We start from the raw sequence: 25,274 nt of genomic DNA, 5'->3' as shown, positions 1-25,274 counted from the left end.
TATGAAACTATTTTCTATGGTCAATCGACTAAAAGCGTTTATATAGAAAACTTTTGATGAGTAGAAAAAAGTAAAATTTAGAAAAGTTACTGGGCAGCCTGTAGACTTTTATTGTTTGGTTTATATTCACTTAAAGGAACATTCTTGAAAGAAGTATTGGCTTTTTCTATTGAAAGATCAGCGTCTTGAACGGATTTGTTTGCATCATTAATTAATAATACAGTTTCACTCATCTGTGTTGGTTCATCTTTCTGAGCAAATACTCTATATCCAACTAGACCAATTGCCCCTATCGCAACTAAAATAATTATTGGTTTAAGCATGACTAAAGACTCTCTTTGTTATTTTTATTAAATTTAGAGCTTTTATACGTTGAAATTTTAGACTGTTTTATAACAAAACGTAGACTTTTTATTGCTATTGTTGCTTATAAGTAACAAAAAAAGCCACATTAAAATGAATGTGACTTTTCCATAACAAACATAACTTAATTAGATTAAATCTAACCCACGTGAGATATCACCAATAATGTCATTAATATCTTCTAGACCCACAGAAACACGAATTAGACCTTCTTGAATACCAGCAGCTTCTTTTGCTTCAACAGAAAGTTTGCCATGAGTTGTGGTTGCTGGGTGGGTAATCGTCGATTTCACATCACCTAGATTACCTGTAATCGAGATAAACTTAGTATTATCAATAACCTTCCAAGCACCTTCACGCTCGCCTTTAACAACGAAGGATACAATACCGCCAAAGCCATTTTGCTGTTTAGCAGCAAGTTCATGACCTTCATGAGCTGGTAAACCAGCGTAGTAAACCTTCTCTACCTTTTCATGACCAGATAACCATTCTGCAAGAATTTGAGCACTCTCACAGTGTGCTTTCATACGTAAACGTAAAGTTTCTAGACCTTTTAAGAAAACCCATGCATTAAATGGGCTCATTGATGGTCCAAGCGTACGAACAACACCGAAAACTTCTTCTAACAACTGATGATTACCAACAACAGCACCGCCTAATGCACGGCCTTGGCCATCTAAGTATTTAGTCGCAGAGTAAATCACAATATCCGCACCAAACTTTAGTGGTTGCTGTAAAACAGGTGTACAGAAACTGTTATCAACCGCAAGTAATGCGCCATTCGCATGGGCGATATCTGCTAGAGCTTGTATATCTGCAATCTCAGCTAGAGGGTTAGACGGTGACTCAACAAAGAAAAGTTTGGTTTCAGGACGTACAGCATTTTTCCATTCGTCTAAATCACACAAATCAACAAATGTAATGTCTACACCAAACTTGGCAATATATTTTTCAAATAAGGCAACAACTGAACCAAAAACTGCTCTTGAGCAAATAACATGATCACCCGCTTTTAGATATGCCATAGCAACTGACAAAATCGCGCCCATTCCCGAGCTTGTCGCTACAGCTCGTTCAGCACCATCTAAAGCTGCTAAACGTTTTTCGAACATCGATACAGTCGGATTAGTAAAACGAGAATAGATATTTCCTTGAACCTGACCAGAAAATTTTGCAGCCGCTTCAGCAGCGTTTTCATATACAAATGATGAAGTCAAAAAAATCGGTTCGCCATGCTCACCTTCAAAACTACGAGTATGTCCGGTACGAATGGCTAAAGTATCAAGTTGGTATTCTAAATCATCAGACTGGTTCATTAAATGTTCGCCTTTACTGGTCATGTACTAAAAAAACTATCATCATTTTGAGTGTCTAGGGTATTTAAGGTCAAGGTAAACCTTAAAATTATCGCTTAGACTTTATTCAACTTTAGAAAATAGTTGGTAAAAGAAAGATGAAACGCTTAAAGTCCATTGTCTCTGAACAAAGTCAAATCAAGCACCTCTCTACCCGACTATTTCGCCCAAAAACATTGGTTTTGTCACAAAGCACTCCTTATGAAGTGATTGGTGAATTCAATCAAACTCGTATTCGTTATTACGCAGCTACTCAAAAACAATTTAAAGAACCGTTAGTATTTGTTGCACCACTCGCTATTAATATGGCGATATATGATTTATATCCATATCGCTCTCTTATTAAATACTTCCAAAATGCAGGTTTTGACGTATATCTTGTGGATTGGGGCCGCTTAAATTTTAAAGATAGACATCTTAATTTTTTATCATTTATTGAAGGGTTTATTCCTCAAGCAATACAACTTGTCCGAACACATTCAGGAAGTGAACAAATCTCGCTTCATGGCTGGAGTATGGCTGGCATATTTGTCACCTTATATACCGCTTTAAATCAACCCAATTATGTTAAAAACCTTATCGTACTTGGTAGTCCAATAGATAGTTATGCTTCTGGTTATATTGGAAAACTCTACCGAGCCATAAACAACGCGATTGGTCGCAATAAAAAAATTCAAGACCGTATTTACTCTGGACTACCAAAACGTTTGATTCATAGTCCTGGAATTTTAAACTCTTTAGGTTTCAAAATTCTTGATCCTAAAGGCTGGTTTGATGGACATATTCAACTACTAAAGAATCTTGATGACCTACAATTTGTGCAAGAGCATGCCACTCTAAGTAACTTTTTAAATAATATGATTGATTACCCGGGCGGAATTAATCACGACATGTTGTTCAATGTTTGGTTGCAAAATCCATTGAAGCACGGCTTTATCCAGTTAAAAGATAAAAAAATAGAATTAAAAAATATCAATTGTTCTCTGTTAGTTGGCGCGGGTCGTAGTGATCAGTTAGTAACTGCTGATGCTGCTCACCCATTAAGCCAATTAACTAGTAGCAAAGACGTTACGTTTACTCTTATTCCTGGCGGACATTTGGGCCTCATGTCGAGTCAGGCAAGTGCTCTGGAGTTTTGGCCCCAACTGGCAAAATGGCTATCCGAACGTTCAACGCAAATTTAATAATAAAAGTTATGATTCAATTCGTTGCATTTACTGGTTTAGGAGTGATTGAGACCGTATAGCTGCGCATTGACCAATAATACTATTATTTTCATAACTACTTACTGGCTTGTCTTAATAGTTTAAAAGTACTTAATTTAAATATAAAAAAACCGTTCAAATGGGCGGTTTATAAAATATAAGTCAATGAAATATATTTACTAAGAGTACTCAACTATTCTATTAAATCATGTCATTTATCATTCAAATCTTTTTATATAAAAAGCATCTTAAGCACTTCAAAGTTATTATTTTTTAAGATGTAGAAACTTTATTAATTTTTTCATAATCGGATGATTTAAAGTAATTTACAATCATTTGTGCACTTCTTTCAGAAGAAGCTTTTGCCTGCTCCATTTTTGTTACATAAGGATTGGTAACTATACAACTTGGCAATAAACTATTTGTAAGTGGTGGAAACTTTTCCCTTCCCCCTAAAGTAATTTTTTCGATAAAACCAGCCAACCACATAATGTATTCTCCTTTATTCTTATAGGTTGGCATTAAGCTGATATCGAGTTTAACTCTACATTCTTTTGCAGGCTTATTTAGACATTCTTCAAAATCAATAAAATTATATTTTAGTTGATACGGCGTACCTCTTATTTCTTGTCGGATAATACTAACTAAGCCATTCAAATGCTCAATAATATTATCAGTAGAATGCTTTTCCTCTTCAAACTTTTTATAAACTTTTTCAGCAATAATTAAAAATTGTGGCATCCTCTATTCCTTTAGTATTTAGTCTGAATGAATGACTAAGTCCTTTAAGAAAGTATGATGGATATACTATTACTATATGTAAGGTTATAAGGCTAGAAAGTAACTACCAGATCAATTGTGAAAGTGCTATGTCAAGTCTATCACAAAAATAAAATATAGTGTAAGATTTATATCATTCCAAACCGCTTATTTTTCATGATTAGAAATAACTTTAAATAAAAAAAAGCCCATTTCATTTTGAGAAATAGGCTATAAAAACAAAAACTATCAAACGCAGCAATTAAGGACACTATAATAGAAGCTAAAATATGTAAAATCAATACATCTTTCATTTAAAACATAATAATTATCACATTTCATACTTTTGATAATGTTATTAATAACTGGTTTTTTTCATTGTCCAAATTGCATGCTAAAAGGCTTCTATGCAGTAAACAAAATCCTGAGCCTTTCCATCAAATTTTAGATCATTACAACAAAACACAAGTATTTTATATAGGCCAACACTGTGAGTCATAAGGGGCTAGATAAGAATCAGATTATTGAAAAATATATAAATAACCACTTAAGCTTATGTTTTATTTAATATTTTTAAATTATTGATATTTAATAACTTTATTCATCCTCTGAACAAATTCTAAACCAAAATGACACTTGAGTAATTAATAGTCATTGAAATATTGGTAATAAACCGTATATTGAGTACAGGTTCATACCTTTAACTGAGGAAAAGCTCATGAATAAATTTATGGTTGCAGTCTTTACTGGCATGGTAAGCATTGCTAGTGTAGGTGTACAAGCTGCAACACCTGAGCAAGAATGTCAGAAATTGCAAGACGATTACAATTTGATTTATGCATCAAAAGGCTTTTGTTTTAAAGATCCTGATGCAAAAGAAAAATATGGTAATGAAAACTGTCATACGACAAAACCAAAGTTTTCTGACAAAGAGCAACAACGTCTAGACGCGATTAAAGAACGTCAAAAAGAATTGAAATGTAAATGATTTTAAAGGAATAATACATGGCATATGATGATCAAAATATCTTCGCAAAAATTTTACGTGGAGAACTTCCAGCGATAAAAGTATATGAAGATGATCAAGTTCTAGCTTTTATGGATATTATGCCTCAAGCCGATGGTCATACATTAGTTATTCCAAAAACGCCTGCTGTAACACTGCTAGACTTACCTGCTGAAGCAGCTGCATATACCATACAAATTGTTCAGAAAATTGCTAAGGCAATGGAAAAAGCGCTCAATTTGGAAGGTATTGTATTGATGCAACTTTCTGGAGCAGCAGCAGGACAAACTGTTCCACATGTTCATTTTCACCTAATTCCAACAAATGTGCATCATCTTGGACGCCATGCTGTTGAATTAGGAGATCAAGAAAAAATTAAAGAATTAGCTGAAAAAATTAAAGCAGCTCTTTGATTTTTAAATGGTTAAAGCGGAGTTTAGACTCCGCTTTTTTTCGTCTAAAAACTATCAAACAATAAAAATAACTAATTTATTTCTAAATTTTAAACGTCATAAAACTGTCATTTATTCTTCACTTCTCTGTCACAAAATTTGTCGATACTGCATAGCAAGTTGGTGAGCTTTTGTAACTTTTTGTACATCAGTCAACTACAAAATAAATAGTTAGCTAGGCATACGCCATTTTTAAATACTTTTGGAGAAATCTCAATGAAGAAATTGCTACTCGCTGCCGCAGTTGCAACTTTGAGCATAAACGCGGTGCAAGCAGCGCCAACTTTGTATGGCAAACTAAATGTTTCTATTAACCAAGTTGATAATAAAAATTTCGATGGAAAAAGTGACGTTACCGAAATTAACTCAAACTCTTCTCGTATTGGGGTAAAAGGCGAAGAGAAATTAACTGACAAATTATCTGCTGTTTATTTAGCTGAATGGGCAATTTCTACTGATGGTTCAGGTTCTGATACTGACCTTAGTGCTCGTAACCGTTTTATCGGTTTAAAAACTGATGGTGTTGGTACGTTGAAAGTAGGTAAATATGATTCTTACTTCAAAACTGCTGCTGGTGGTAACCAAGACATCTTTAATGACGATACACGTTTAGATATTACTAATATCATGTACGGTGAAAACCGTTTAGATAACGTAATCGGTTTTGAATTAGACCCTAAATTATTAGCTGGTTTAACATTCAATATCATGGCTCAAACTGGCGAAAGCACCTCTGATAGCAAACAAGGTGAAACTGGTAAAGACAGCAAAAATGATAGCTTTGACTCTGTATCAACTTCACTTGGTTACGAAAACAAAGATATCGGTTTAGCAATTGCTGCTGCTGGTGACTTTGGTATTAAAGGTAAATATACAGCTTACGGTCTAAAAGATGTCTATACAGATGCTTACCGTGTAACTGGTTCTTATGACATTGCAAAATCTGGTTTTGTGGTAGGTGCTTTATGGCAACATGCTGAACCTACTGATGACTTAACTGCATATGGTCAATCATATAAATCAGACGGTTCAATCGATAAAGCTGGTAAAGCTTACCGTGGTTTAGAAGAAGAAGCATACGCAGTAACAGCTGCTTATAAAATTCCAAATACTAAACTTAAAGTAAAAGCAGAATATGCTTCTGCTGAAACACAAGTAAGTGGTCAGGCAGATCGTAAAATTGACTTGTACGGTTTAGGTCTTGATTACCAAATCAACAAACAAGCTCGCTTCTACGGTATCGTTGCTCAACAAAAACGTGACTGGTTGAACGACGACGACAAACAAACTGTTGTAGGTACGGGTATCGAATATAACTTCTAATCAGTTATGTTTGATTCAGATCTAAAATAAAAGGGCTTATGCCCTTTTATTTTTTGTCGTGAGTAAAAAAGCCGATATAAAACTTATCGGCTTTTGTAGATTTATATCTTATTTTAAAAAACCACTTACAAGATTCATGACATTTTGAATATCTTGGTTGGCTTCTTGATGGTCAGTACTATCACCTTGAGGTGTTAACGAGTCAATGACTTGAGGTAAAACGGAAGCAATTGCACCATAAACTTGTTCTTTTGGCGCTTGAGCTTGAGCAGCAACTTGCTCGATGTCGGCGGGATTAAATAAACTCTGCAATTGTTGAGTTGGAACTTCGCTATTAGTTTGATTTGGGTCAACCCAACTTTGAACTTGGCTACCTAAACCAGCACCTTTTAGCTTTTCCAAAGCAGCCTGCAAACCGCCTTGTTGCTGTACCCAGCCCAAAATTAAAGGCACAACTGCAATCAATAAACTTTGTACGCCGCCACCTGCTTGAGGTGTACTGTTATTACCAGTCACTTGCCCTAATACAGAACCTAATACTCCTCCAAGGCCACCTTGAGCGCCAGAAGAAGTATTACTCCCCATTTGTCCTAGTACTGAACCTAAAATTCCACCTAAACCGCCTTGACCTGATGCTTGCTGATTTCCACCTAAAGCCTGTTTAGCCAAAACTTCTACAATGTTGCTTAAATTTGTCATGAGTAACTCTTATGTATGGTTTATACATGAGCATACGCGGATTCTTGTTAAGACAGCAAAAGCCAAATTGTTAAATTTTGAAAGAGATTTAGGGCTCTTTTACCAGCGGAATTTATTCCAGTTTTCCGGGTTTGCCCAGAACTTTGAATTAAACCAATCTGGTACATGTTTATAGGTCAATATGTTAAATTGCCATAAGGCGAAATCACTATCATGTGATGTCTTATCAATCAGTTGCGTAAAACCTAAAGAACGCAAAAGCTGCTCATCACTGCGCTTGCTCACGACGACAATTCGTTTTGCTAATAAATCTCTTAGCTTTACTAATAATTGTGATTTTTGCACATCGCTGATGTTCTGCATTTCATCAGTATCAAACAGTACAAAACCTAAATCATAACGCTGAGTAAAAGGCAGACTTAAAAGCTCAGTTACGTTAAAATAATGCCATTGAATTGCGTTATTCTGGTCAATTTTCTGGCCAATACAAAGTGCAGTATGAATGGGCTGTTCATTTGATAAATCGTCTAGCATAGAAGTGATGACATTTTGTTCAGCCATAACTGCAACCCTTAATTGAAAGATGTGAGTTTAAACTTTATGGAACTACAAGGCATTTGCCATAAAATGCATGCAGGCCTAAAAGATGCTAGTGTAACTGATCAACAGACAACCAAGGCAAATGTTGAATACAAATTTGTATTAGACCGTTCAGAAATTGATCTTCCTTTTAATTTAGGACAAGAACTAGAAATCGAATGGACAGGTAATATTTATTGCACCTCTTGTGGCGCTAAAACACCCAAGTCTTATTCTCAAGGTCACTGCTTTAAATGTTTTAAAACCAAAGCAGAATGTGACCTTTGCATTATGAAACCTGAAACATGTCACTATCATTTAGGTACGTGTCGTGAAGATGACTTTGCCCATAGCGTTTGTTTCCAACCACATATTGTATATTTGGCAAATTCAAGTGCTTTAAAAGTGGGTATTACTCGTGTTAGCCATATGCCAGGTCGTTGGTTAGATCAAGGTGCAACTCAAGCCTTACCTATTTTAAAAGTTGGATCACGCCGTTTATCTGGTCAGCTTGAAACTATGTTTGGTTCTTTAATTGCTGATAAAACTGACTGGCGCAAACTCCTCAAGGGTGAAGCTGAACCTTTAAATATGGTTGAACAGCGTGATCAGTTAATTGAAGAGTTTGCACCTAAAATTCAATCTATTCGTGAAGAATTTAGTCAAAACCTTGAATTTAACGAAACGGTTGAGCTATTAGAAAGTGAATTGCCACGTGAGTTTGTTTATCCAGTTGAACAATATCCTGAAAAAATTAAATCTCTAAACCTCGATAAAACACCGAAAATTCGCGGTGTATTACAAGGTATTAAAGGTCAATATCTAATTTTTGATATTGGTGTTATCAACATTCGTAAATATACTGGTTACGAGCTGATTGTACGTGCTTAAGTAGATTTAAAAAGCCCCAAAAAAATGGGGCTTTTTTTACTTTTCAAGTACTTTTAGGATTGCTTGAACTGGGTCTTCTGTATTTCCAGAAATAAGCTGTTTATGCATAGTTAAATGTTGCATCACTTGAATTTGAGCGGTTTCTATATTCATCAGTTTTTCTATTTCAGCTGCTAAATTTTCAGGTGTTGCATCAGCTTGAATCAGCTCCTCAATCACTTTTTTACCCGCAATAATATTAGGCAAAGAATAATAAGGAATTTTCACCAAGAATTTAGCAATTAAATAAGTTAACCAGTGCAATTTATAGAAAGTGACCATCGGTCGATGCATCAGCATTGCTTCTAATGTTGCAGTCCCAGAAGCTAAAGCAATGATATCACTTGCATTCATGACCATACGACCAATTTTTGATTCACTATCAGTATTTTCTAAAATATGAATTTTTACTTTTAACTGCGGCGCTAATTGTTCAACACCCTGCTCAATCTGTTGTTTACGAGCATCATTAATTGCCGGAATTAAAAATTGAATGTCAGGATATTTGGTATGCAAAATATTGGCAGCTCCCAACAGCATAGGAAGAAGTCGCTCTACTTCACCTTTGCGGCTACCAGGCAATAAGGCAATATGCTTCTGATTTTCATCAATACCCAATTCTTGTTTGGCAATTTGAATTGGGTTCTCAAGTGGCAATTTTTTAGCTAATGGGTGGCCTACAAATGCTGCTGGAACTTCATATCGTTCATAGAAGACTTTTTCAAAAGGAAATAAGCAAAGTACTAAATCTATACTTTGTTTGATGCCATGTACTCGCCCTTGACGCCATGCCCAAACCGATGGGCTCACATATTGAACAGTTTTTATAGGAAGATTCTTTTCTTTAATACTTTTAGAAAGTCTGAGGTTAAAGTCTGGCGCATCAATACCAATAAAAATATCAACCGGATGTTGAGTCCATTGGTTAATTAAACCATCACGTACAGCGAATAGTTTTTTTAAGTCTTTTAAGACCTCAACAATCCCCATCACAGATAGAGTTTCCATTGGGTAATAACTGTTAAAACCTTCAGCAATCATTTGAGGACCACCGATTCCCTCAAATTCGGCATCGATTCCCTGTTCACGGAAACTACGCATAAGCTTAACACCAAGCGTATCTCCAGAAACTTCCCCAACTACAATGCCTATTTTAAGTTTTCGGTTTGCCAAGGCGATTTACCCAAGAATTTGAAATAATGCATTCTAGCATAGAGGTTTCCCAATCTTGAACTTGATCTATTTGTACTTACCAAGAGCAGCCACAGCACAAGCTATCTAAAATTACACTCATTCACCATATTTTAATCTAAATTAACAATGCAATTTGAATTGTAGCTTACATTTACAAACAATAAAATAAATGAGAATTATTTACATTATCTTTAATCTTATGAATATCCCACCTCGACCATTTAAGCTTACCGTAATCGCCTGCGCGATTTGTTATGCAAACCTCTCTTATGCTCAAGACTCAGAGGTACAAGCTTTACAGACGATTCAAGTTAAAGCATCAAATGCTGAGCAGGCTTCTGAACAAACCAAAGCATATAATGTTAAAAATTCGAGTAGCGCAACCAAGCTTAATATTGAGGCTAAAGAAACTCCTCAAACCATTAATGTCGTTACTCGTCAGCAAATAGAAGATTTCGGACTTACCAGTACTCGCGATGTTTTAAAAAACACCCCTGGTGTAACCGTCTCTAGTCAAGAAACCGAGCGAACTACTTATATGGCTCGTGGCTTTGAGATTTCAAATATTTTAACTGACGGCGTAGGCTTTCCCCTCTCAGGTTATAACTATAACAATACGAATCCTGATACTTACTTTTATGATCGTGTAGAAGTGGTTAAAGGAGCTGACTCTTTAACTAATGCCTTTGGCGATCCGAGTGCAACCATCAATAATATTCGAAAACGTCCAACCCAAGAATTCCAAGCAAGTGGCGGCCTAAGTTATGGCTCTTGGGATACGCAGCGTTATGAAGCTGATGTTTCTGGTGCGATTATACCAAGTGGAAAAGTACGTGGCCGTATTATGGGCTATGAACAAACTGGTGATTCTTACCTTGATCGGTATTCTTCTGAGAAAAATGGTTTCGCAGGTATTATTGAAGCTGATTTGACAGATAGCACTTTACTTACAGCAGGTTATAGCCAAGAACAAAATAACCCCAATGCAAACAACTGGGGTTCGCTACCTTTGTTAGATGCCAATGGTAAGCAGATTTCATATGATCGCTCATATAATCCAAACCCTGACTGGGCGCACTGGGATAATGAGACACAAAATGCTTTTGTTGAATTAAAACAAAAAATTAATGACCTATGGACGGCTAAACTGACTTATAACTATCTTGATACCAAGCATAATAGTCGTCTTCTTTATTATTATGGATATCCCAAAGCTGATGGTTCTGATGTTGCTTTAACAGCTTGGGGAGGACAAGAACATCAAGAAAAACATGCTGTCGATTTTAATCTTGAAGGGAGCTATAAGCTTTTTAACCAAGAACATGAGGCAACTTTAGGCTACAGCTACGTACGTAACCATCAGCAAGATAAACAATCTTCAGGTTTTATTAACGATGCTAATATTTTGAATGATTACTCTCAAGGATATTTACGCCAGCTCACGACAAATTGGGCAAGCTGGACACCGCAATCTATAACTTGGTCAGATTTTACAGAAGCTGCAAACTATAAACAGAATATTAACTCCATCTATGCTGCGACGCGCTTACATCTTAATGAAGATTTAAAACTTTTACTTGGTGCAAACTATGTACAGGCTGAAAGTAAAGGTGAAAGTTATGGTTCTCCAATGTCATATAGTGAAAGTAAAGTCTCACCATATGTTGGACTAACCTATAACTTTACACCTGAATATACAGGTTATATGAGTTACACCTCAATTTTCCGGCCTCAAACTGGTATTGATAAAAATACCAATCAAGCTTTAAAACCTATTGATGGTAAAAGCTATGAAATGGGCGTAAAAAGCTCATGGCTAGATGACCGTTTAACAGGAACACTTTCAGTATTTAAAACTGAACAAAATAATTACCCTCTACGCAGCTCAGATGGAAATCCACTTAATCGAAAAGTACCAACGAGTGATTTAGAGTCACAAGGTGTAGAAGTCGGTCTATCTGGTCAAATCACAGATAATGTGAATCTTTCTTTCGGCTATGCTCAATTTAGTATTAAAGATACCAAAAATGGTGGCGAGGCAAGAACTTACAATCCAAACCAAACACTTAACTTGCTAACCACCTACACTCTACCAGCTTTACCTAAGCTGAAAGTTGGTGCAGGTTTACAATGGCAAGATGGGATAAAGTTATATGATTCAAATGTAAACAGTACGATCAAACAAGATGCATATGCTTTAGTTAATTTAATGGCAAGCTATGAAGTCAATGATCATATTACGCTTCAAGCAAATGGTAATAATATTTTTGACAAGAAATATTTAAATAGTTTCCCCGATGGGCAAGCTTTTTATGGAGCTCCAGCCAACTATACAGTTGCTGTAAAATTTAAATATTAATACTGTAGCCAATCTCAATTTAGGGATTGGCTTTACTTATTATTCTTTGTGTATGTGTCAGTGAAGATGTCCAAAACTGTAAATATCCCAGTGTCATATCGTATAAAAGTTTTCTATCGTTTCTTGCTAGTTTTCGGTATGGGCTTTGCCTGTATGACGTATTTAAGTCTTGGACTCACTGGAATTTTCCTTTTGAATCTGGACAAAGCTGAGGCTATCTATCTTTCAGCATTTATAGCGATTTTATTTTACGTAGCCTTTGTGATTGTTGGATTCTGCATTCAATCATTATTGCGACTGACCATTCTATCAATCGCGCTATTAGCCCTTTTCTTTATTGTGACACGGACGGTAGGTTATGCATAAAGGTATACGTCAATCTATGGCATGGCTACACTCATGGACTGGCTTAATTTTTGGATGGCTTGTGTTTGCAATTTTCTTAATGGGAAGTTTGTCCTACTACCGCCATGAAATTAATTTATGGATGCAACCGGCGCTTGCGCAATATGAAGTAAAGCAAGATATTGCCATTAAAACAGCATATCAATATTTACAAGAAAACGCTCCAGACGCCAAATCTTGGTATTTAACTGTTGCAACACCAGAAAGTCCGGTCAACACCATGTATTGGGAAAAAGCTGACGGTGGTTATGGCAATGCCACACTTGATGCTAACACGGGAAAAGAGCTTCAACTTTCGGCGACCTTAGGCGGCGATTTTTTTTACCGCTTCCATTACCAACTTTTTGGAATTCCAATAATAGTTGGGCGATTAGTCGTGTGTCTTGCCGCATTTATTATGCTGATTGCTTTGATTTCAGGCATTATTACCCATAAAAAAATATTCACCGACTTTTTTACTTTACGTACATTTAAGTCTCAGCGTTCATGGTTAGACTTTCATAATATTTCTTCAGTCGTTGCTCTGCCCTTCTTTTTAACCATTACATTTACAGGCTTAGCTATTTTCTTTTATTTATATCTGCCTTGGGGAATGCAAAAGCTTTACCCTGAAAACCCGTATCAATATTTTACCGAAATCCGCACAAAGACTATGCTTGAGAATCAATCGATTCAACCTGCCCAAAACTTAGCTATTGAGAAGCTGCTGAGCCAGGTTCAACAAAGTTGGGGCAAACAACCTTTATCAACAATGAGTGTGAAAAATCCAAATACGAACCAAGCTCAAATTACATTTATTCAAAAAGAAGACCGCACTATTACTCGAAATCAGCCTCAAATTACATTAAATGCATCAACTGGCAAAGTCTTAGAAGACACACGTAATAATAGCCCTATTGCAACATTAAATGCAGGTGTCTATGGCCTGCACATGGCAACATTTGCTCAGCCTGTACTTCGTTTAGGATTCTTTTTCTCTGGCATTCTTGGCTGTGTAATGATTGCCTCTGGTTTGTTACTGTGGAGTCTTAAACGACAAATTCAAAATAAGAATAGTCAGTTTCATTTCGGGCACTATTTAGTTGACCGTTTAAATGTTGCAGCATTTGTAGGATTGCCTTGTGCAACTGTCGCCTACTTAAGCGCTAATCGATTATTTACAATCACTTCAAGCACAATCAATTATGAAATTTATAGTTTTTTCTTCGTTTGGCTAATCAGCTTAATCATTGCATTAATCACTAAAAAACAGCATTTGTGGCGAACTCAACTTAGCGTTTTTATTATGCTATGTATTACACTTCCAATCTTAAATCTAAGTTATTTACTTAAACATGATTATGTGCAAAACATCAGTGATTATTGGACGTTTGCACGTGTAGATGTATTTTTGTGGGTCTTTGCAACTTTAGCCATTTTTATATTCTGCAAAATTCAACCTATCCAGCATCAAGCTGTCGCAAAAATTCAAAAAAAGCTGAATAAACTAAATACTGAGGTGAGCTCATGATTCTTATAGCGTTCATCTTAATTTTATTAGGTATGTACTTGTTATTTATGGCGAGCGAAAAATATCGATCGCCGAAATCGACAGGTCATTTCAAATCGTTAGCTCAAAAGTATTACCGGCACTTCAAAATAGCTGCATTTATATTATTTGGTTTGTGTGCATTTATTCTTATTCAACAATATAAATTTTCAATTGGTTTTGTCAGTTGGTGGATCTTTGCAACGCCATTAACTTTTCTTCTTATACTTTTAATTAATCCACTAAAGTCATCAAAATAATCATTTTCTTAAAAATGATGAAAAATAGTACAAGCTAAGCAAAATTTTCGTTGCTTAGCTGTTTTTTGCATAAGTAAATCATTATTCATGACAACTGTTTATCTCTAAAAGGAATAAGATATCTGCGTTTCGTGATAAGTGGCGATAAAGATGTCTGGTGCTTTTGAATTTATCTTAGCGGGTATGTTAGTTGGTTTCTGTGTAGGGATTACAGGAGTTGGTGGTGGATCATTAATGACACCAATTTTAATTGGTCTTTTTAGAATTGAACCTCATATCGCGATTGGTACCGATTTACTTTATGCTGCAATCTCAAAATTTTGTGGATCAATGGTTCACGCAAGAAAGCTCAATATTGTTTGGCCAATTGTTTTATGGTTGGCTGTAGGTAGTATTCCCGCATCTTTCGGCACCTCATGGGTACTTGAGCATTATTTAAGTCAGTCAACACACTATAAAGCTGTATTAACCATGGTATTAGGCTTTATGTTGACCTTAACTGGTGTTTCCATCATTTTCCGTACGCGCATTGAGAAGTTCTTTAATAAATTCAGATCTAAAGAAGTTACCCAAACTGAAAATGAGCAGTTAGCAATCCATAAAAAACGTAGCCTTATCGTGATTATGGGCATCATTTTAGGTGTATTCGTAACTCTTTCATCAGTTGGTGCGGGTGCATTTGGGATCATGGCACTTGTGATTATGTTCCCGAACTTGCCAATGATCCGAATTATCGGGTCGGATGTTGTACATGCGGTATTACTTACCTTAGTGGCTGGCCTTGGACACATGAGTGCTGGTAACGTCGACTTTACCCTTCTGATGTGGTTATTGGTGGGTTCGATTCCAGCAATTATTATTGGAACATTAATTAGCTCTCGTATGCCTGAACGTTTAATCCGAAAAATTCTAGGGATTACCCTATTTGCCCTCGGTGTTAACTTTATGGTTCATCCAGTCAAAGCAAAACCGAAAGCACCTGTGGTACAACAACAAGCAGTAGTTGCCGAAAAAACAGGCAACTCGACTGAAAGATAGTAAAATCAATAGGATTTTTCCAATCTGAAATACCATGAGATGTAGTATTTTCATAATTATTTCATGGTATATTCAGTACACAAAACAACCTTTAGTATGATCGAACCAGTGACAGCAATGACTACACATTCAAATTCCGTTTCAAAGCCAGATATCGACGACGTTAATATTAAAAGCATTCAAACTCTTGTAACACCAGCTGAGCTTAAGTCAGAACTTCCTTTATCTGACGTTGCTTCGCAAACTGTTCTAAAAGGCCGCGAAACTATCCGTAATATTTTAGATGGTTCAGATAAACGTTTGTTTGTCGTTATTGGTCCTTGCTCTATTCACGACCCCAAAGCTGCTCACGAATATGCTGATCGCTTAAAAGTACTTAGTGAAAAAGTTAAAGATTCATTGTATTTAGTTATGCGCGTTTATTTTGAAAAACCACGTACAACTATTGGTTGGAAAGGCCTAATCAATGACCCTGATATGAATGACTCATTTAATATCGAAAAAGGTTTACGTATTGGCCGTAAACTCTTGCTTGAGTTAAATGAAAAAGGTTTGCCATGTGCAACTGAAGCACTCGACCCGAACTCTCCACAGTACTACCAAGACTTAATTTCATGGTCTGCGATTGGTGCACGTACAACAGAGAGCCAAACTCACCGTGAAATGTCTTCTGGTTTATCATCACCAGTTGGTTTTAAAAATGGTACAGATGGTGGTTTAACTGTTGCAACCAATGCGATGCAATCTGTTAAATATGGCCATAGTTTCTTAGGTCTAAATGAAGACGGCCAAGTTTCAATTATTAATACAAATGGTAACCCTTATGCACACGTTGTATTACGTGGTGGTAACGGTAAACCGAACTATGACGCAGGCTCGGTTGCAGAAGCAGAAAATGCTTTAGCAAAAGCTAAAGTGAGCAACAAAATCATGATTGATGCGAGCCATGCTAATTCAAATAAAGACCCGTACTTACAACCACTTGTTCTTAAAAATATTACTGAACAAATTTTAGATGGTAATAAGTCAATCGTAGGTATTATGGTTGAGAGTCACCTGAAAGGCGGCCGCCAAGATATTCCGGATAATCTTTGTGATTTAGAATATGGCAAATCAGTAACTGATGGTTGTATCGATTGGGAAACTACTGAAAAGACCTTGCTTGAAATGCATGAAGCTTTAAAAGATGTTTTACCAAACCGCTAATTCATCTTTTTAAGATTGAAAATTAAGCCCTCATTTTTTTGAGGGCTTTTTTATTTTTGGATGGATCTCAAAATTAAACTAAATAAAAATAACTCAAAACAAAAGCAAAAAGCAGCACGGTTTCACTAATCTCAATTGCTGCACCAACAGTATCCCCCGTAATACCACCAATTCTTTTTATAAACAGATGTCTTAAATAAACGAGACTTATTAAAAAACTAATGATGGCAATAAGCCCTTGCAACTCCCAATAGAAAGGTAATAGTAGAACTAACCCAGTGATTATCCATGAGGCTGTTTTAGGTAAGTGATCAGTCAAAGAACGCCCTAAACCTTTTTCACGTACATATGGTGTAGTTAAGAATAAAATAGATGGCACCACACGCCCAAGGATAGGAACAAAGACTAAAAATAACGTTTGATGCTGTTCAATCAATACATAAACCAATGCGAGTTTAAGCAAACATATGATAACTAAGCTGAGGACTCCAATTGGGCCACAACTTGGATCCTTCATGATTTGTAAAGTACGTAGTTTGTCTCCAAAACCACCTATCCATGCATCGGCCGTATCTGCTAGCCCATCTAAATGCAGCCCACCTGTTAGCCAAATCCATAAAGTCATGATGATAGTTGCAAGCAAAATAACGGGTAATTTGGCAAAAAGACAGGCAACAATAAAAAGTATGCCGCCAATAATCAGACCGACTAGAGGATAAAACAAAATAGCTCGACCATTTTGTTGCGCCGTTGGTATAGTCTTTAACTCAATAGGCAGAACAGTTAAAAATTGCAATGCTATCCAAAAAGGTGTCATATCCAAGTCTCTAACTGATCTATATCTAAAACAAATTGAATTATGAAGAAATAAAAATGGGAATAGCAATCCCTATTCCCATTAAAGACTTCAAAAAACTGAAAATCTATTGCATTTGATAGCACTGTTTCAATTTGATGTAGTCATAGTAAAAACTGGTTGGTGTGTAGCGTGCATAGTTACATGCAGATTTGAACAAAGTTTCTTTTTCGTTATAAAGCATTTTTACCAAAGTAGAGCCTTGACTATTTTGGTAAATATCCCACTGTACATTTGCCGCCATAGGTGAAACTACTTCACCACGCCATGCACTTGTCGAGTAATTATAAGTCTGGCGTAGTGGTAACGGCTGCATCATATTATGCAAATCTAGGCTGGTTGCCAAAGGAATAATAATTTCAGCATGGGCAAACCGTAAAACTGCTTTGTAAGGCTGAGCTTTATTCACCACAGCGTCAACTTGTTGGAACAGATCCTGTTTGAGTCCTTGGGCAATTTCACTTGTGACTTTATTTGACTCTGTAAAACTTGGACCTTTTTCGTAAAAATCGTTTGCATCATTAAATTCAGCGTAGAATTTCGCAGCATCTAACGGCATATATTTATCAAAATTAATACCTTTCAACTCATCTTTCATACCACCAGAAATTGAATAGAGTTCATAAATATAAGCTGCTGCATCAACTGCGCTGGCAATTGTGTTTTTACCCTTACCTTTTTCTGTAATTTGCTCACCTTTAGGTGAGGTTACCGTGAAAGATCCGGTATTGCTAAAGCTATAACCTGTTGTACCCAGTTTTTTAATAAAGTCTGCTTTAAAAATCGGACTGAGCACTGTTTGAGCTGTTTTTTCAGCCTCAGTATTTTTTGATAACTCATCTAACTTTTGTGCTAAATCTTTATTATTTTCTTCAAAATCTTGATAGGCCTGACTAGCATCATAAATTTTTTGTTGGCTAGCACTCAGGGGTTGAGCTAAGTCTTCGTCTGCATTCAAACTATGAAAATAGAGTTTGAAACGATCTACGCCGCCATCTTCAACACTCGCCACGCTCTCACTTGATAAATTGGTATAAGACAATGGAAAAATTTTATCTTTCAGTTGCGGTTGTTGTTTTATAAGTTCAGCAGTGAAAAATTTAGCACTATCTACCGCACGATCCACCCCAGAACTTTGTACCAATATAGAGGCTTGAGAATTTAAAAGAGTTGGTAAGCGTTGTAATAAACGATCTGCAATGCCACGGTGTTCTAAGATACCAGTCATGGTTTCGTTTCCATAACCGTACTGGCGGATCCCTTCCACGCCATAACCTAATAAGATATTTGCCTTCATCATGGCTTCTAAATCAGCACCTAATTGCTCACCTAAAGGTGTTAAGGCATTTTCTGATTTTGCCTGTTTCCATAAATTATAAAGTGCCAAATCATATTTCAGACTTGAGAGGCCTCTTGAACCGTGACGCGCCACTAGCTCTGTAAAAACTGGCTGGAATCCATTCGGTGCTTGTTCATAGTTTCTTATTTCTTGTTGAGGTTGGTAAGGCGTTTTCGTTTGATAATATTTTGATTGGTTTGTAGATGGTGCAGTTTGAGCTTCTTGATCATCATTATTGTTACACGCTATGAGTAATAGTGATGCGGCGAGCATAGTTGTTTTAAATAAAATATTCATAAGTCAGATGAGTAATTAATAAGAAATGCCAATAGCTTAGTTTTTAGGAGTGACAGTTCTATTACATAGACTTAAATATCTTCATAAAAATAACAACTTACAAGTATATAAAAATATAAAACTACTATCTTAACTTAAAATTTAATTGACCATCTGTTTCAGAAAATTCGAGTGAATATAATTTTCCAAGCTCTGCTGGCATTTTAAGTAAGTCATCTAGAGGTTGTTGTTTAGCTAAACAAGTCAATAGCTTAATTACACCGCCGTGGGTAACAACCAATCCATGTTGCCAGTTTTGTTTTTGCATCTCTACAAGTAGTTCCTGAAAGCCTTTAAGCACCCTTGTTTGAAATTGCATTAATGTTTCTGCACGCGGTGGACAATATTGACTCGGTTTTTGCCAAAAATTTGCCAGTAATTCTGGTGAAGTTTCATAAATTTGCTGAGTTGAGACACCTTCCCACTCACCAAAATACATTTCTTTTAAGTCATGGTTTAAAAGTAAAGGTAGCTGAGTTGTCTTTGCAAGTTTCTCAGCAAAACAAGCACAACGTTTTAATGTTGAACTTATAATGACATGCCATGACTGATTTGTAACTTGCTCAATGGTTGACTGCATTTGCTGCCAACCTTTTGCCGTTAACTCATCATCCAAATGTCCACGTAAAGTATGGCTATACTGACTTTCGCCATGTCTGAGCAAATCAATTCTGAATTTACCCAATTTTATCCCCGCTTACAGCAGCTTGAGCAAATGTAGCCATCTGGTTGTGTAATACACATGCCATTTTAACTAATGCCAAAGCAGCGCCAGCCCCACTACCTTCACCTAAACGCAAATTCATTTTTAAAATCGGCTCAGCATTGAGTTCTTGTAAAATACGTCGGTGTCCATATTCTGCCGATTGATGGCCAAAAAACATCCAGTCACGCACGTTAGAATTCATTCGTACTGCGCATAAAGCAGCGACCGAACTAATAAAACCATCGACAATGATAGGTAAGCCCACCTGCGCACAGCGAATGTAAGCACCGATAATTGCTGCAATTTCCAAACCACCTACAGCACATAGTGTTTTGAATACATCACCAACAACATGTTTATGGTGAAGTTCAATTGCCTTTTCAATTACTTCAATTTTATGTCTTAACTGATCGGCACCAATTCCTGTACCAACTCCAGTTAATTGCTCGGCAGTATCATTTAATAAAAGACATGCTAAGGCAGAAGCAGAACAGGTATTTCCTATCCCCATTTCACCCGCAATATAAATATCTGCACCTTTAGATTTGGCCGTGTCTACACTGTTTTTACCTAACTCTAAAGCAGCACGACATTCATCTGCATTCATTGCGGCTTGTTTGGCAAAATTTGCAGTGCCGGCACGAATACAATGACGTTCAACTCCGGTGTATTCGTATGCTTCACCTACGGTACCGCAATCAATCACTTGCAAATGAGCTTGATGATATTTAGCAAGTACACTAATTGCTGCACCACCAGTCGTGAAGTTTTGTAGCATTTGACAGGTAACGGCTTGAGGATATGCAGAAATATTTTCTTCAACCACGCCATGATCGCCAGCAAAAACTGTAATCCATGGATGGCTAACTTGCGGATGTGCATTTGATTGCAAACTAGCAAGTTTGACTGCTATGAGTTCTAGATCACCTAAAGCTCCAGTAGGCTTTGTAAGTTGGAGCTGGTGTTGCTCAGCTTGTTGTTTTGTGTCCAAATCAGGTTGCTGTACAGTCTCTAACCACCAGTTCATTTTATTTCTCACCTTTTAAAATCATTGGAAAACCAGCCACACAAAACATAACCTTATCTGCAATTTGCCCTAAACTCTGATGTAGCCTGCCTGCTTCATCGACAAATCGACGACTAATCTCACCGAGTGGGACAACCCCAAGTCCTGTTTCATTACTTACTAAAATAATTTCTGACTCAAGCATAGGTAAAACTTTTAATAGCTGCTCACATTCAAATTGCTGAACATTTTGATCTTCTAAAAGTAACAAATTGGTTAGCCAAAGTGTTAAACAGTCCACCAGAATAATTTGGTTAGTTCGATCAATATTTTGCAAAGTTTTTGCTAAATATAAAGGTTCTTCAACCAAAGACCAGTGAGAAGGACGCTGCTTTTGATGATGGGCTATTCGACTTTGCATTTCAGGATCAAGTGCTTGCGCCGTTGCAACATAAGTGACAGCTAATTGCCTATCTATTGCCGTTTGTTCAGCCAGTCGGCTTTTGCCAGAACGGGCTCCACCCAAAATCAGTTGCAACATGAATCACCTAAAAACAAATGCTGAGATGGATATAACTTACCTTGTAAAGTTTGAGCTTGATAATAACCAAATGTTAAATGCTCGACTTTAAGATCAAATTCAGCTTGTTTGTATTGTACAGGTAATTGAGAAATTTTATGTAAAATCAAATCACTACTATAGTCTTTTTTATACAACCCCAATGTAATGTGCGGGCAATACTCTAAAGCCGCAATTTCATTAGAAACTAGGCTAAGTTTTTGGCGTATCTGAGATAAGATATTTTCGGTGTCTCGTATTTCTACAAATAAAGCACTACTAAAACTATCTACTGAACCAATTTTTAAATGAAACGGAGCAAAATCTTCTTTTCTTAAGATTTCTCTTTGCTGCTCAAATTCACCAAAACTAAAGTCATCACTATAAATTTTAGTTTCATGAATTAAGAATCCACATATAAATAATGTGACATGATATTGACGGTTATTGGGTTCTAATAAGAATTCTGAAAAATGCGCACGCAATTGATCTAGATAATGAACTAATTTCCGATCATTAATTTCTAGATACCATAAAGCGTAATTTTGACGCCCAAGGTGCCACTCAGGATAATCACGTATAGATGTTGGCACCATGAACCTCGAGGGTTTTATCAGCACAACTTTAATTCAAAATCATTCAATTTTTGTATTAAAGCATGTTTGCCTTTCAGTTGTAGAGCATTAATTACTTAAAAGAATTTAGGCATGTTGAGCACTCGTATTTTTTGAATTGGTAATTTTCATGTTTAAAGGCTGTTTGCTTTGTTCAGAAAATAAATATTGAACTAATTGTGTTAACTCAACTTCAAGTTGCCCTTTTTGAGCGGCACTCATATCCAGTTTTTGAACTTGGTCGTGTAAATGTTTAATTGCATCAGTCTCTTCAATTTCTAAAAATTGAATCGCATAGGCATAACCTAGCGCAGCACCTTTTAAAAGGTTTTTATAAGGTAAATCATGAGCGATATTCACCCCAATTGATGCAATTACTCTTTCATTATGAGTTAATTTGCGAAGTGGATCTCTTGCCACTCTTTGACAAGGATCTTTAAAAGCATATTCACATGAGTCTAGAAAGCTTTGTGCCATGCGGTCCAAATCCTTCGCATAATTAGGCAATACGATTGCAAGTCCCTGCTTCACTTCTGTAATTAAGTTTTCTGCAAATGCTTTAACTGAATGATCTCCCATGGCAACACCAATAGAATCATGACCCAGTAAAGATGCATACCAAGCAAGCATGGCATGTACGCCGTTCCATAGACGATTTTTGATTAATTGAATGTCAGTAATCTGCCCCACCAAAACTACTTGACGCAACTTTTCGAGTAAAGGGCTGCCTTTTTCTACATAAATTGGCATATCCGTTTCGCTATGAAACAGAATTAGGTCCATGCTTTGTAATATATGTCCTGGCTGGAAATTACGGCGCATGTTATCGACATATAAAGAAGCCTGATTTTGCTGATCTTGAGTCAGTTTATTACAGTCTTCAATTTCGATTTGTTCGTCGTGTTCCACATCTTCTAAATGCTGTTCAAGAAAATTATGCTTAATACGAAGTTGGCGATATAAACTCTGATTAGATAGTTTTGAAACCATGCGGTTTACAACGGTGTCGCAAAAGTAATGTTCTTTTAAAATATGCTCAGTCACATCTTCATCGTTGGTCAACTCCAGGAGAGCTTCTTTAAGATGCTTCATAACCAAATATTTCGCACCAACCTTATTTAAAATAATTAGAAAGGTTAACGGTTCTATACATGTTTCAAGTTGCGAGTTAAAACGTGCATATAACCCTTTTGCAATTATTTTTGCCTCAACTTCGATGGCCTGTTCAGGTAAACAAAGTGCAATTAAGCTTGAATGAGTATACATCTCTAACATTTGTTGTTCATTTTCAGAATCAACAATGGTCATATTCTCAATACGCTCATCATAAGAAAATTGCCCATAGCGAATGCTATATGTTCCAAATGCATTCACGGCTTCGCGAAAAAGACTATTTCGTGTTGATGCAATAATACGTTTTGGTTTTGTATATCCATCCCAATGTGACAAGATTTGCGCTATGTAACCACCGCCAATCGCACCGAAACCATGTATCCCAACTGTAAGTTGATTCAAGCTTTGTGGAAAAGGCTCCTGTATCTCTGGCATATCCATAACTGGAATAAATTGGTCAAGGTCATTCAATAAGTCATACATTTGTTCATAATAAAAATGTGCTTTTTCCAACATTTCGTCATTTGGTTCTTTAATATCTTTTAATAAAATCGTTAAACCTTTTGAAGTGTGAGCTGAAGTTAAACCATTTTCAGAATCTTCAAACATTAAACATTGGTTAGCGTCCAAGTGAAGTTGACTAGCAGCTTTTAAAAAGATTTCTGGATGCGGTTTACCTTGTTCTACTTCATCACCACAGGTAATCACATCAAAAAATTTATAAACATTCGCATTAATTAAATATTCTTCTGCAATTGCCCTACGGCTTGAAGTCGCAACAGCCATTCTTAAACCAGATTTTCGCAAACGCTCTAGAACTTGAACCAAACCTTTTTTAATAGGCACGCCGTGTTTTCGAATATATTCAAGTTCCATCTCATCAGCTTTTTTTCGAATTTCTTTATATGGAACATTTACGCCATATAGACGTTGCGCTAATTGCTCTGCAGTAGTTGCACTTAAACCTAGACATTGCATTAAATATTCGTGTGAAAATTCCTGTCCAATGAGTTCTTGAGATGCCTGTTGCAATGTTTGAAACCGCAAGCGCTCAGTATCAAACATTGTCCCATCCATATCGAAGATAGCTCCGTGAACAGGTTTTCCATGAAAAATAAGCACGTTTTTACCTCTTTTTTTGATCATGTTTTATTCAGGGTATACAAAAAAATAGCTAAAAAGACAGAATGTTAATAAATGAAACATTAGTGGTTATTTTTTAATCAAAAAACACATTTGATCTGTGACTGTGGCGAGTTAAATAACTAAAAGAGTTGAAATATATAAATAACTGTGAAATTAATTTTAACTACAAAAGCAGCAGGCCATCCTCGCCTACTGCTTTTGATTAGTTCTTTTTGTTGCGCTGATCATGTTTATTTTTCTTTGTTCCATTTACCGCTAGTTGAACCTGCCTATTTTTATAATGTCCTGCAGGCGCTCACATACCAGAAATCAACTCATCTTTTTCAACATCATTGTTATTGGAGTCTCTGGTATAACTTTAAATCGTCTAAAACTCAGCATTACAGTAGTAGACGTTAAACTTAATTATTAGAATATCCCTCAACTTTCAATATGGATAATGATAATCATTTGCATTTAATAATGCAAGTTTATTTTATTATTTTTTTAAATTTATTAAGGAATACCTATGATTTATAGATATTCCCTATCTCACTTCACATTAATAGTTAAATGTATAACTGAGGCCGTAAGTACGTCCTTCAGCTGGTATACTTTCTACAAGACCATATACTTTTTCTGCTTGTTGACTATAGACAGTTCGATAATCTCTATTCCAAACATTATATACACCAAAATCTATACGTCCTCTCCAAGCTGAAAAATGTGCCAAAACATCCATCGTGCTATAGCCTTTAATTTTTACAGCTGAAAGTGAGCCATCTTTTACTGCTTCATTTGTACCTTTTACAGCAAGCATTTGCACACGAGCACCATATCCTTCATCACTGTTCCACTCGGCAAAAACCGTACCTTTGATTGGCGAGACTTGAAAAGCATTCAACTCTTTCCATTTACCAACCGTATCTTTATATTGACCTCGCGTATAACCAAGTGTT

The 25,274-nt window shown here is 36.3% G+C and carries 24 protein-coding genes and 2 pseudogenes; 11 read left to right on the top strand and 15 right to left on the bottom strand.

Annotated elements, in window-relative coordinates; translation table 11 throughout:
- Positions 1-86 precede the first annotated feature (86 nt).
- Positions 87-323 (bottom strand): hypothetical protein, encoded by a 237-nt coding sequence (locus tag ACXM0J_RS10330; RefSeq protein WP_086264608.1) that lies wholly within the window; start codon positions 321-323, stop codon positions 87-89.
- Positions 324-491: 168 nt separating this feature from the next.
- Positions 492-1,679, bottom strand: a complete 1,188-nt coding sequence (locus tag ACXM0J_RS10325) for an O-succinylhomoserine sulfhydrylase (protein ID WP_213034379.1) — start codon at positions 1,677-1,679, stop codon at positions 492-494.
- A gap of 137 nt (positions 1,680-1,816) precedes the next feature.
- Between ACXM0J_RS10325 and ACXM0J_RS10320 the strand changes: the two genes are divergently transcribed.
- Positions 1,817-2,902 (top strand): alpha/beta fold hydrolase, encoded by a 1,086-nt coding sequence (locus ACXM0J_RS10320; RefSeq protein WP_086264606.1) that lies wholly within the window; start codon positions 1,817-1,819, stop codon positions 2,900-2,902.
- Positions 2,903-3,196: 294 nt separating this feature from the next.
- On the opposite strand, the gene ACXM0J_RS10315 is transcribed toward ACXM0J_RS10320, so the two are convergent.
- Positions 3,197-3,664 carry a hypothetical protein gene (locus tag ACXM0J_RS10315; protein ID WP_086264605.1) on the bottom strand — a complete coding sequence of 156 codons (468 nt, stop codon included), beginning with the start codon at positions 3,662-3,664 and terminating at the stop codon, positions 3,197-3,199.
- A 736-nt stretch (positions 3,665-4,400) separates the two neighbouring features.
- Between ACXM0J_RS10315 and ACXM0J_RS10310 the strand changes: the two genes are divergently transcribed.
- From ACXM0J_RS10310 to ACXM0J_RS10300, 3 genes are all read left to right on the top strand, one after another.
- Positions 4,401-4,670, top strand: a complete 270-nt coding sequence (locus tag ACXM0J_RS10310) for a YARHG domain-containing protein (RefSeq protein WP_063098761.1) — start codon at positions 4,401-4,403, stop codon at positions 4,668-4,670.
- Positions 4,671-4,687: 17 nt separating this feature from the next.
- Positions 4,688-5,101 (top strand): HIT family protein, encoded by a 414-nt coding sequence (locus ACXM0J_RS10305; protein WP_005069390.1) that lies wholly within the window; start codon positions 4,688-4,690, stop codon positions 5,099-5,101.
- 255 nt (positions 5,102-5,356) lie between these two features.
- On the top strand, positions 5,357-6,463 hold the full coding sequence (locus ACXM0J_RS10300) for a porin (RefSeq protein WP_086264604.1): 1,107 nt from the start codon (positions 5,357-5,359) through the stop codon (positions 6,461-6,463).
- Positions 6,464-6,571: 108 nt separating this feature from the next.
- Here ACXM0J_RS10300 and ACXM0J_RS10295 read toward each other — a convergent pair whose 3' ends face one another.
- The gene (locus ACXM0J_RS10295; RefSeq protein ID WP_086264603.1) at positions 6,572-7,162 is read right to left on the bottom strand and encodes a YidB family protein; all 591 of its coding nucleotides are present in this window, start codon (positions 7,160-7,162) and stop codon (positions 6,572-6,574) included.
- A gap of 99 nt (positions 7,163-7,261) precedes the next feature.
- Entirely contained in the window at positions 7,262-7,723 is a 462-nt protein-coding gene (locus ACXM0J_RS10290; RefSeq protein WP_086264602.1) for a DUF6231 family protein, read from the bottom strand.
- Positions 7,724-7,762: 39 nt separating this feature from the next.
- On the opposite strand from ACXM0J_RS10290, the gene ACXM0J_RS10285 reads away from it, so the two are divergent.
- A complete protein-coding gene (locus ACXM0J_RS10285; RefSeq protein ID WP_086264601.1) occupies positions 7,763-8,632 on the top strand; it encodes a DUF2797 domain-containing protein in 870 nt (289 codons plus the stop codon).
- Positions 8,633-8,668: 36 nt separating this feature from the next.
- On the opposite strand, the gene lpxB is transcribed toward ACXM0J_RS10285, so the two are convergent.
- On the bottom strand, positions 8,669-9,844 hold the full coding sequence (gene lpxB / locus ACXM0J_RS10280; protein ID WP_086264600.1) for a lipid-A-disaccharide synthase: 1,176 nt from the start codon (positions 9,842-9,844) through the stop codon (positions 8,669-8,671).
- Positions 9,845-10,064: 220 nt separating this feature from the next.
- Here lpxB and ACXM0J_RS10275 point away from each other — a divergent pair, with 220 nt between their 5' ends.
- The 4 genes from ACXM0J_RS10275 (at position 10,065) to ACXM0J_RS10260 (ending at position 14,417) form a co-directional block, all read left to right on the top strand.
- Entirely contained in the window at positions 10,065-12,224 is a 2,160-nt protein-coding gene (locus ACXM0J_RS10275; RefSeq protein ID WP_086264599.1) for a TonB-dependent siderophore receptor, read from the top strand.
- Between the two features lie 66 nt (positions 12,225-12,290).
- Positions 12,291-12,590, top strand: coding sequence for a hypothetical protein (locus ACXM0J_RS10270; protein WP_213034378.1), 300 nt, complete (start codon positions 12,291-12,293; stop codon positions 12,588-12,590).
- The gene (locus ACXM0J_RS10265; protein WP_262470165.1) at positions 12,583-14,139 is read left to right on the top strand and encodes a PepSY-associated TM helix domain-containing protein; all 1,557 of its coding nucleotides are present in this window, start codon (positions 12,583-12,585) and stop codon (positions 14,137-14,139) included. Before ACXM0J_RS10270 ends, ACXM0J_RS10265 begins: the two co-directional genes overlap by 8 nt.
- Positions 14,136-14,417 carry a hypothetical protein gene (locus tag ACXM0J_RS10260; protein ID WP_033849947.1) on the top strand — a complete coding sequence of 94 codons (282 nt, stop codon included), beginning with the start codon at positions 14,136-14,138 and terminating at the stop codon, positions 14,415-14,417. Before ACXM0J_RS10265 ends, ACXM0J_RS10260 begins: the two co-directional genes overlap by 4 nt.
- Here the strand turns inward: ACXM0J_RS10260 and ACXM0J_RS10255 are convergent.
- Positions 14,392-14,506, bottom strand: a pseudogene (locus ACXM0J_RS10255) (hypothetical protein). The gene ACXM0J_RS10260 and the pseudogene ACXM0J_RS10255 overlap by 26 nt on opposite strands.
- A 61-nt stretch (positions 14,507-14,567) precedes the next feature.
- On the opposite strand from ACXM0J_RS10255, the gene ACXM0J_RS10250 reads away from it, so the two are divergent.
- Together ACXM0J_RS10250 and ACXM0J_RS10245 are read left to right on the top strand one after the other, a co-directional pair.
- Positions 14,568-15,455 carry a sulfite exporter TauE/SafE family protein gene (locus tag ACXM0J_RS10250; protein WP_086264598.1) on the top strand — a complete coding sequence of 296 codons (888 nt, stop codon included), beginning with the start codon at positions 14,568-14,570 and terminating at the stop codon, positions 15,453-15,455.
- Positions 15,456-15,551: 96 nt separating this feature from the next.
- Positions 15,552-16,661: a 3-deoxy-7-phosphoheptulonate synthase gene (locus tag ACXM0J_RS10245; protein WP_081404725.1), complete on the top strand. Its 1,110-nt coding sequence runs from the start codon at positions 15,552-15,554 to the stop codon at positions 16,659-16,661.
- A gap of 73 nt (positions 16,662-16,734) precedes the next feature.
- Here the strand turns inward: ACXM0J_RS10245 and ACXM0J_RS10240 are convergent, their stop codons facing one another.
- From ACXM0J_RS10240 to ACXM0J_RS10205, 8 genes and pseudogenes are all read right to left on the bottom strand, one after another.
- The gene (locus ACXM0J_RS10240) at positions 16,735-17,478 is read right to left on the bottom strand and encodes an adenosylcobinamide-GDP ribazoletransferase (protein ID WP_086264597.1); all 744 of its coding nucleotides are present in this window, start codon (positions 17,476-17,478) and stop codon (positions 16,735-16,737) included.
- Positions 17,479-17,584: 106 nt separating this feature from the next.
- Entirely contained in the window at positions 17,585-19,153 is a 1,569-nt protein-coding gene (locus ACXM0J_RS10235; RefSeq protein ID WP_479750482.1) for a histidine phosphatase family protein, read from the bottom strand.
- Positions 19,154-19,277: 124 nt separating this feature from the next.
- Positions 19,278-19,877: a histidine phosphatase family protein gene (locus ACXM0J_RS10230; RefSeq protein ID WP_086264595.1), complete on the bottom strand. Its 600-nt coding sequence runs from the start codon at positions 19,875-19,877 to the stop codon at positions 19,278-19,280.
- Entirely contained in the window at positions 19,870-20,925 is a 1,056-nt protein-coding gene (gene cobT, locus ACXM0J_RS10225; protein ID WP_086264594.1) for a nicotinate-nucleotide--dimethylbenzimidazole phosphoribosyltransferase, read from the bottom strand. Before cobT ends, ACXM0J_RS10230 begins: the two co-directional genes overlap by 8 nt.
- 1 nt (position 20,926) lies before the next feature.
- A complete protein-coding gene (gene cobU / locus ACXM0J_RS10220; RefSeq protein WP_086264593.1) occupies positions 20,927-21,445 on the bottom strand; it encodes a bifunctional adenosylcobinamide kinase/adenosylcobinamide-phosphate guanylyltransferase in 519 nt (172 codons plus the stop codon).
- The gene (locus ACXM0J_RS10215) at positions 21,433-22,059 is read right to left on the bottom strand and encodes a 2'-5' RNA ligase family protein (RefSeq protein ID WP_086264592.1); all 627 of its coding nucleotides are present in this window, start codon (positions 22,057-22,059) and stop codon (positions 21,433-21,435) included. The genes cobU and ACXM0J_RS10215 overlap by 13 nt, the downstream gene beginning before the upstream one ends.
- Positions 22,060-22,164: 105 nt before the next feature.
- Positions 22,165-24,312: a bifunctional mannitol-1-phosphate dehydrogenase/phosphatase gene (gene mtlD / locus ACXM0J_RS10210; protein WP_213034376.1), complete on the bottom strand. Its 2,148-nt coding sequence runs from the start codon at positions 24,310-24,312 to the stop codon at positions 22,165-22,167.
- A gap of 565 nt (positions 24,313-24,877) precedes the next feature.
- A pseudogene (locus tag ACXM0J_RS10205) lies at positions 24,878-25,274 on the bottom strand (TonB-dependent receptor); the annotation flags it as partial.

The organism is Acinetobacter sp. GRABPA_MV_2 (assembly GCF_056725885.1).
Note: the sequence above shows the minus strand (reverse complement) of the source record. Positions and strands in the feature narration are given on the sequence as shown.

Coding starts and splice junctions, on each gene's coding strand:
- ACXM0J_RS10330 (WP_086264608.1), bottom strand. CDS start 323: ATGCTTAAACCAATAATTATTTTAGTTGCGATAGGGGCAATTGGTCTA.
- ACXM0J_RS10325 (WP_213034379.1), bottom strand. CDS start 1,679: ATGAACCAGTCTGATGATTTAGAATACCAACTTGATACTTTAGCCATT.
- ACXM0J_RS10320 (WP_086264606.1), top strand. CDS start 1,817: ATGAAACGCTTAAAGTCCATTGTCTCTGAACAAAGTCAAATCAAGCAC.
- ACXM0J_RS10315 (WP_086264605.1), bottom strand. CDS start 3,664: ATGCCACAATTTTTAATTATTGCTGAAAAAGTTTATAAAAAGTTTGAA.
- ACXM0J_RS10310 (WP_063098761.1), top strand. CDS start 4,401: ATGAATAAATTTATGGTTGCAGTCTTTACTGGCATGGTAAGCATTGCT.
- ACXM0J_RS10305 (WP_005069390.1), top strand. CDS start 4,688: ATGGCATATGATGATCAAAATATCTTCGCAAAAATTTTACGTGGAGAA.
- ACXM0J_RS10300 (WP_086264604.1), top strand. CDS start 5,357: ATGAAGAAATTGCTACTCGCTGCCGCAGTTGCAACTTTGAGCATAAAC.
- ACXM0J_RS10295 (WP_086264603.1), bottom strand. CDS start 7,162: ATGACAAATTTAAGCAACATTGTAGAAGTTTTGGCTAAACAGGCTTTA.
- ACXM0J_RS10290 (WP_086264602.1), bottom strand. CDS start 7,723: ATGGCTGAACAAAATGTCATCACTTCTATGCTAGACGATTTATCAAAT.
- ACXM0J_RS10285 (WP_086264601.1), top strand. CDS start 7,763: ATGGAACTACAAGGCATTTGCCATAAAATGCATGCAGGCCTAAAAGAT.
- ACXM0J_RS10275 (WP_086264599.1), top strand. CDS start 10,065: ATGAATATCCCACCTCGACCATTTAAGCTTACCGTAATCGCCTGCGCG.
- ACXM0J_RS10270 (WP_213034378.1), top strand. CDS start 12,291: ATGTCCAAAACTGTAAATATCCCAGTGTCATATCGTATAAAAGTTTTC.
- ACXM0J_RS10265 (WP_262470165.1), top strand. CDS start 12,583: ATGCATAAAGGTATACGTCAATCTATGGCATGGCTACACTCATGGACT.
- ACXM0J_RS10260 (WP_033849947.1), top strand. CDS start 14,136: ATGATTCTTATAGCGTTCATCTTAATTTTATTAGGTATGTACTTGTTA.
- ACXM0J_RS10250 (WP_086264598.1), top strand. CDS start 14,568: ATGTCTGGTGCTTTTGAATTTATCTTAGCGGGTATGTTAGTTGGTTTC.
- ACXM0J_RS10245 (WP_081404725.1), top strand. CDS start 15,552: ATGATCGAACCAGTGACAGCAATGACTACACATTCAAATTCCGTTTCA.
- ACXM0J_RS10240 (WP_086264597.1), bottom strand. CDS start 17,478: ATGACACCTTTTTGGATAGCATTGCAATTTTTAACTGTTCTGCCTATT.
- ACXM0J_RS10235 (WP_479750482.1), bottom strand. CDS start 19,153: ATGAATATTTTATTTAAAACAACTATGCTCGCCGCATCACTATTACTC.
- cobT (WP_086264594.1), bottom strand. CDS start 20,925: ATGAACTGGTGGTTAGAGACTGTACAGCAACCTGATTTGGACACAAAA.
- cobU (WP_086264593.1), bottom strand. CDS start 21,445: ATGTTGCAACTGATTTTGGGTGGAGCCCGTTCTGGCAAAAGCCGACTG.
- ACXM0J_RS10215 (WP_086264592.1), bottom strand. CDS start 22,059: ATGGTGCCAACATCTATACGTGATTATCCTGAGTGGCACCTTGGGCGT.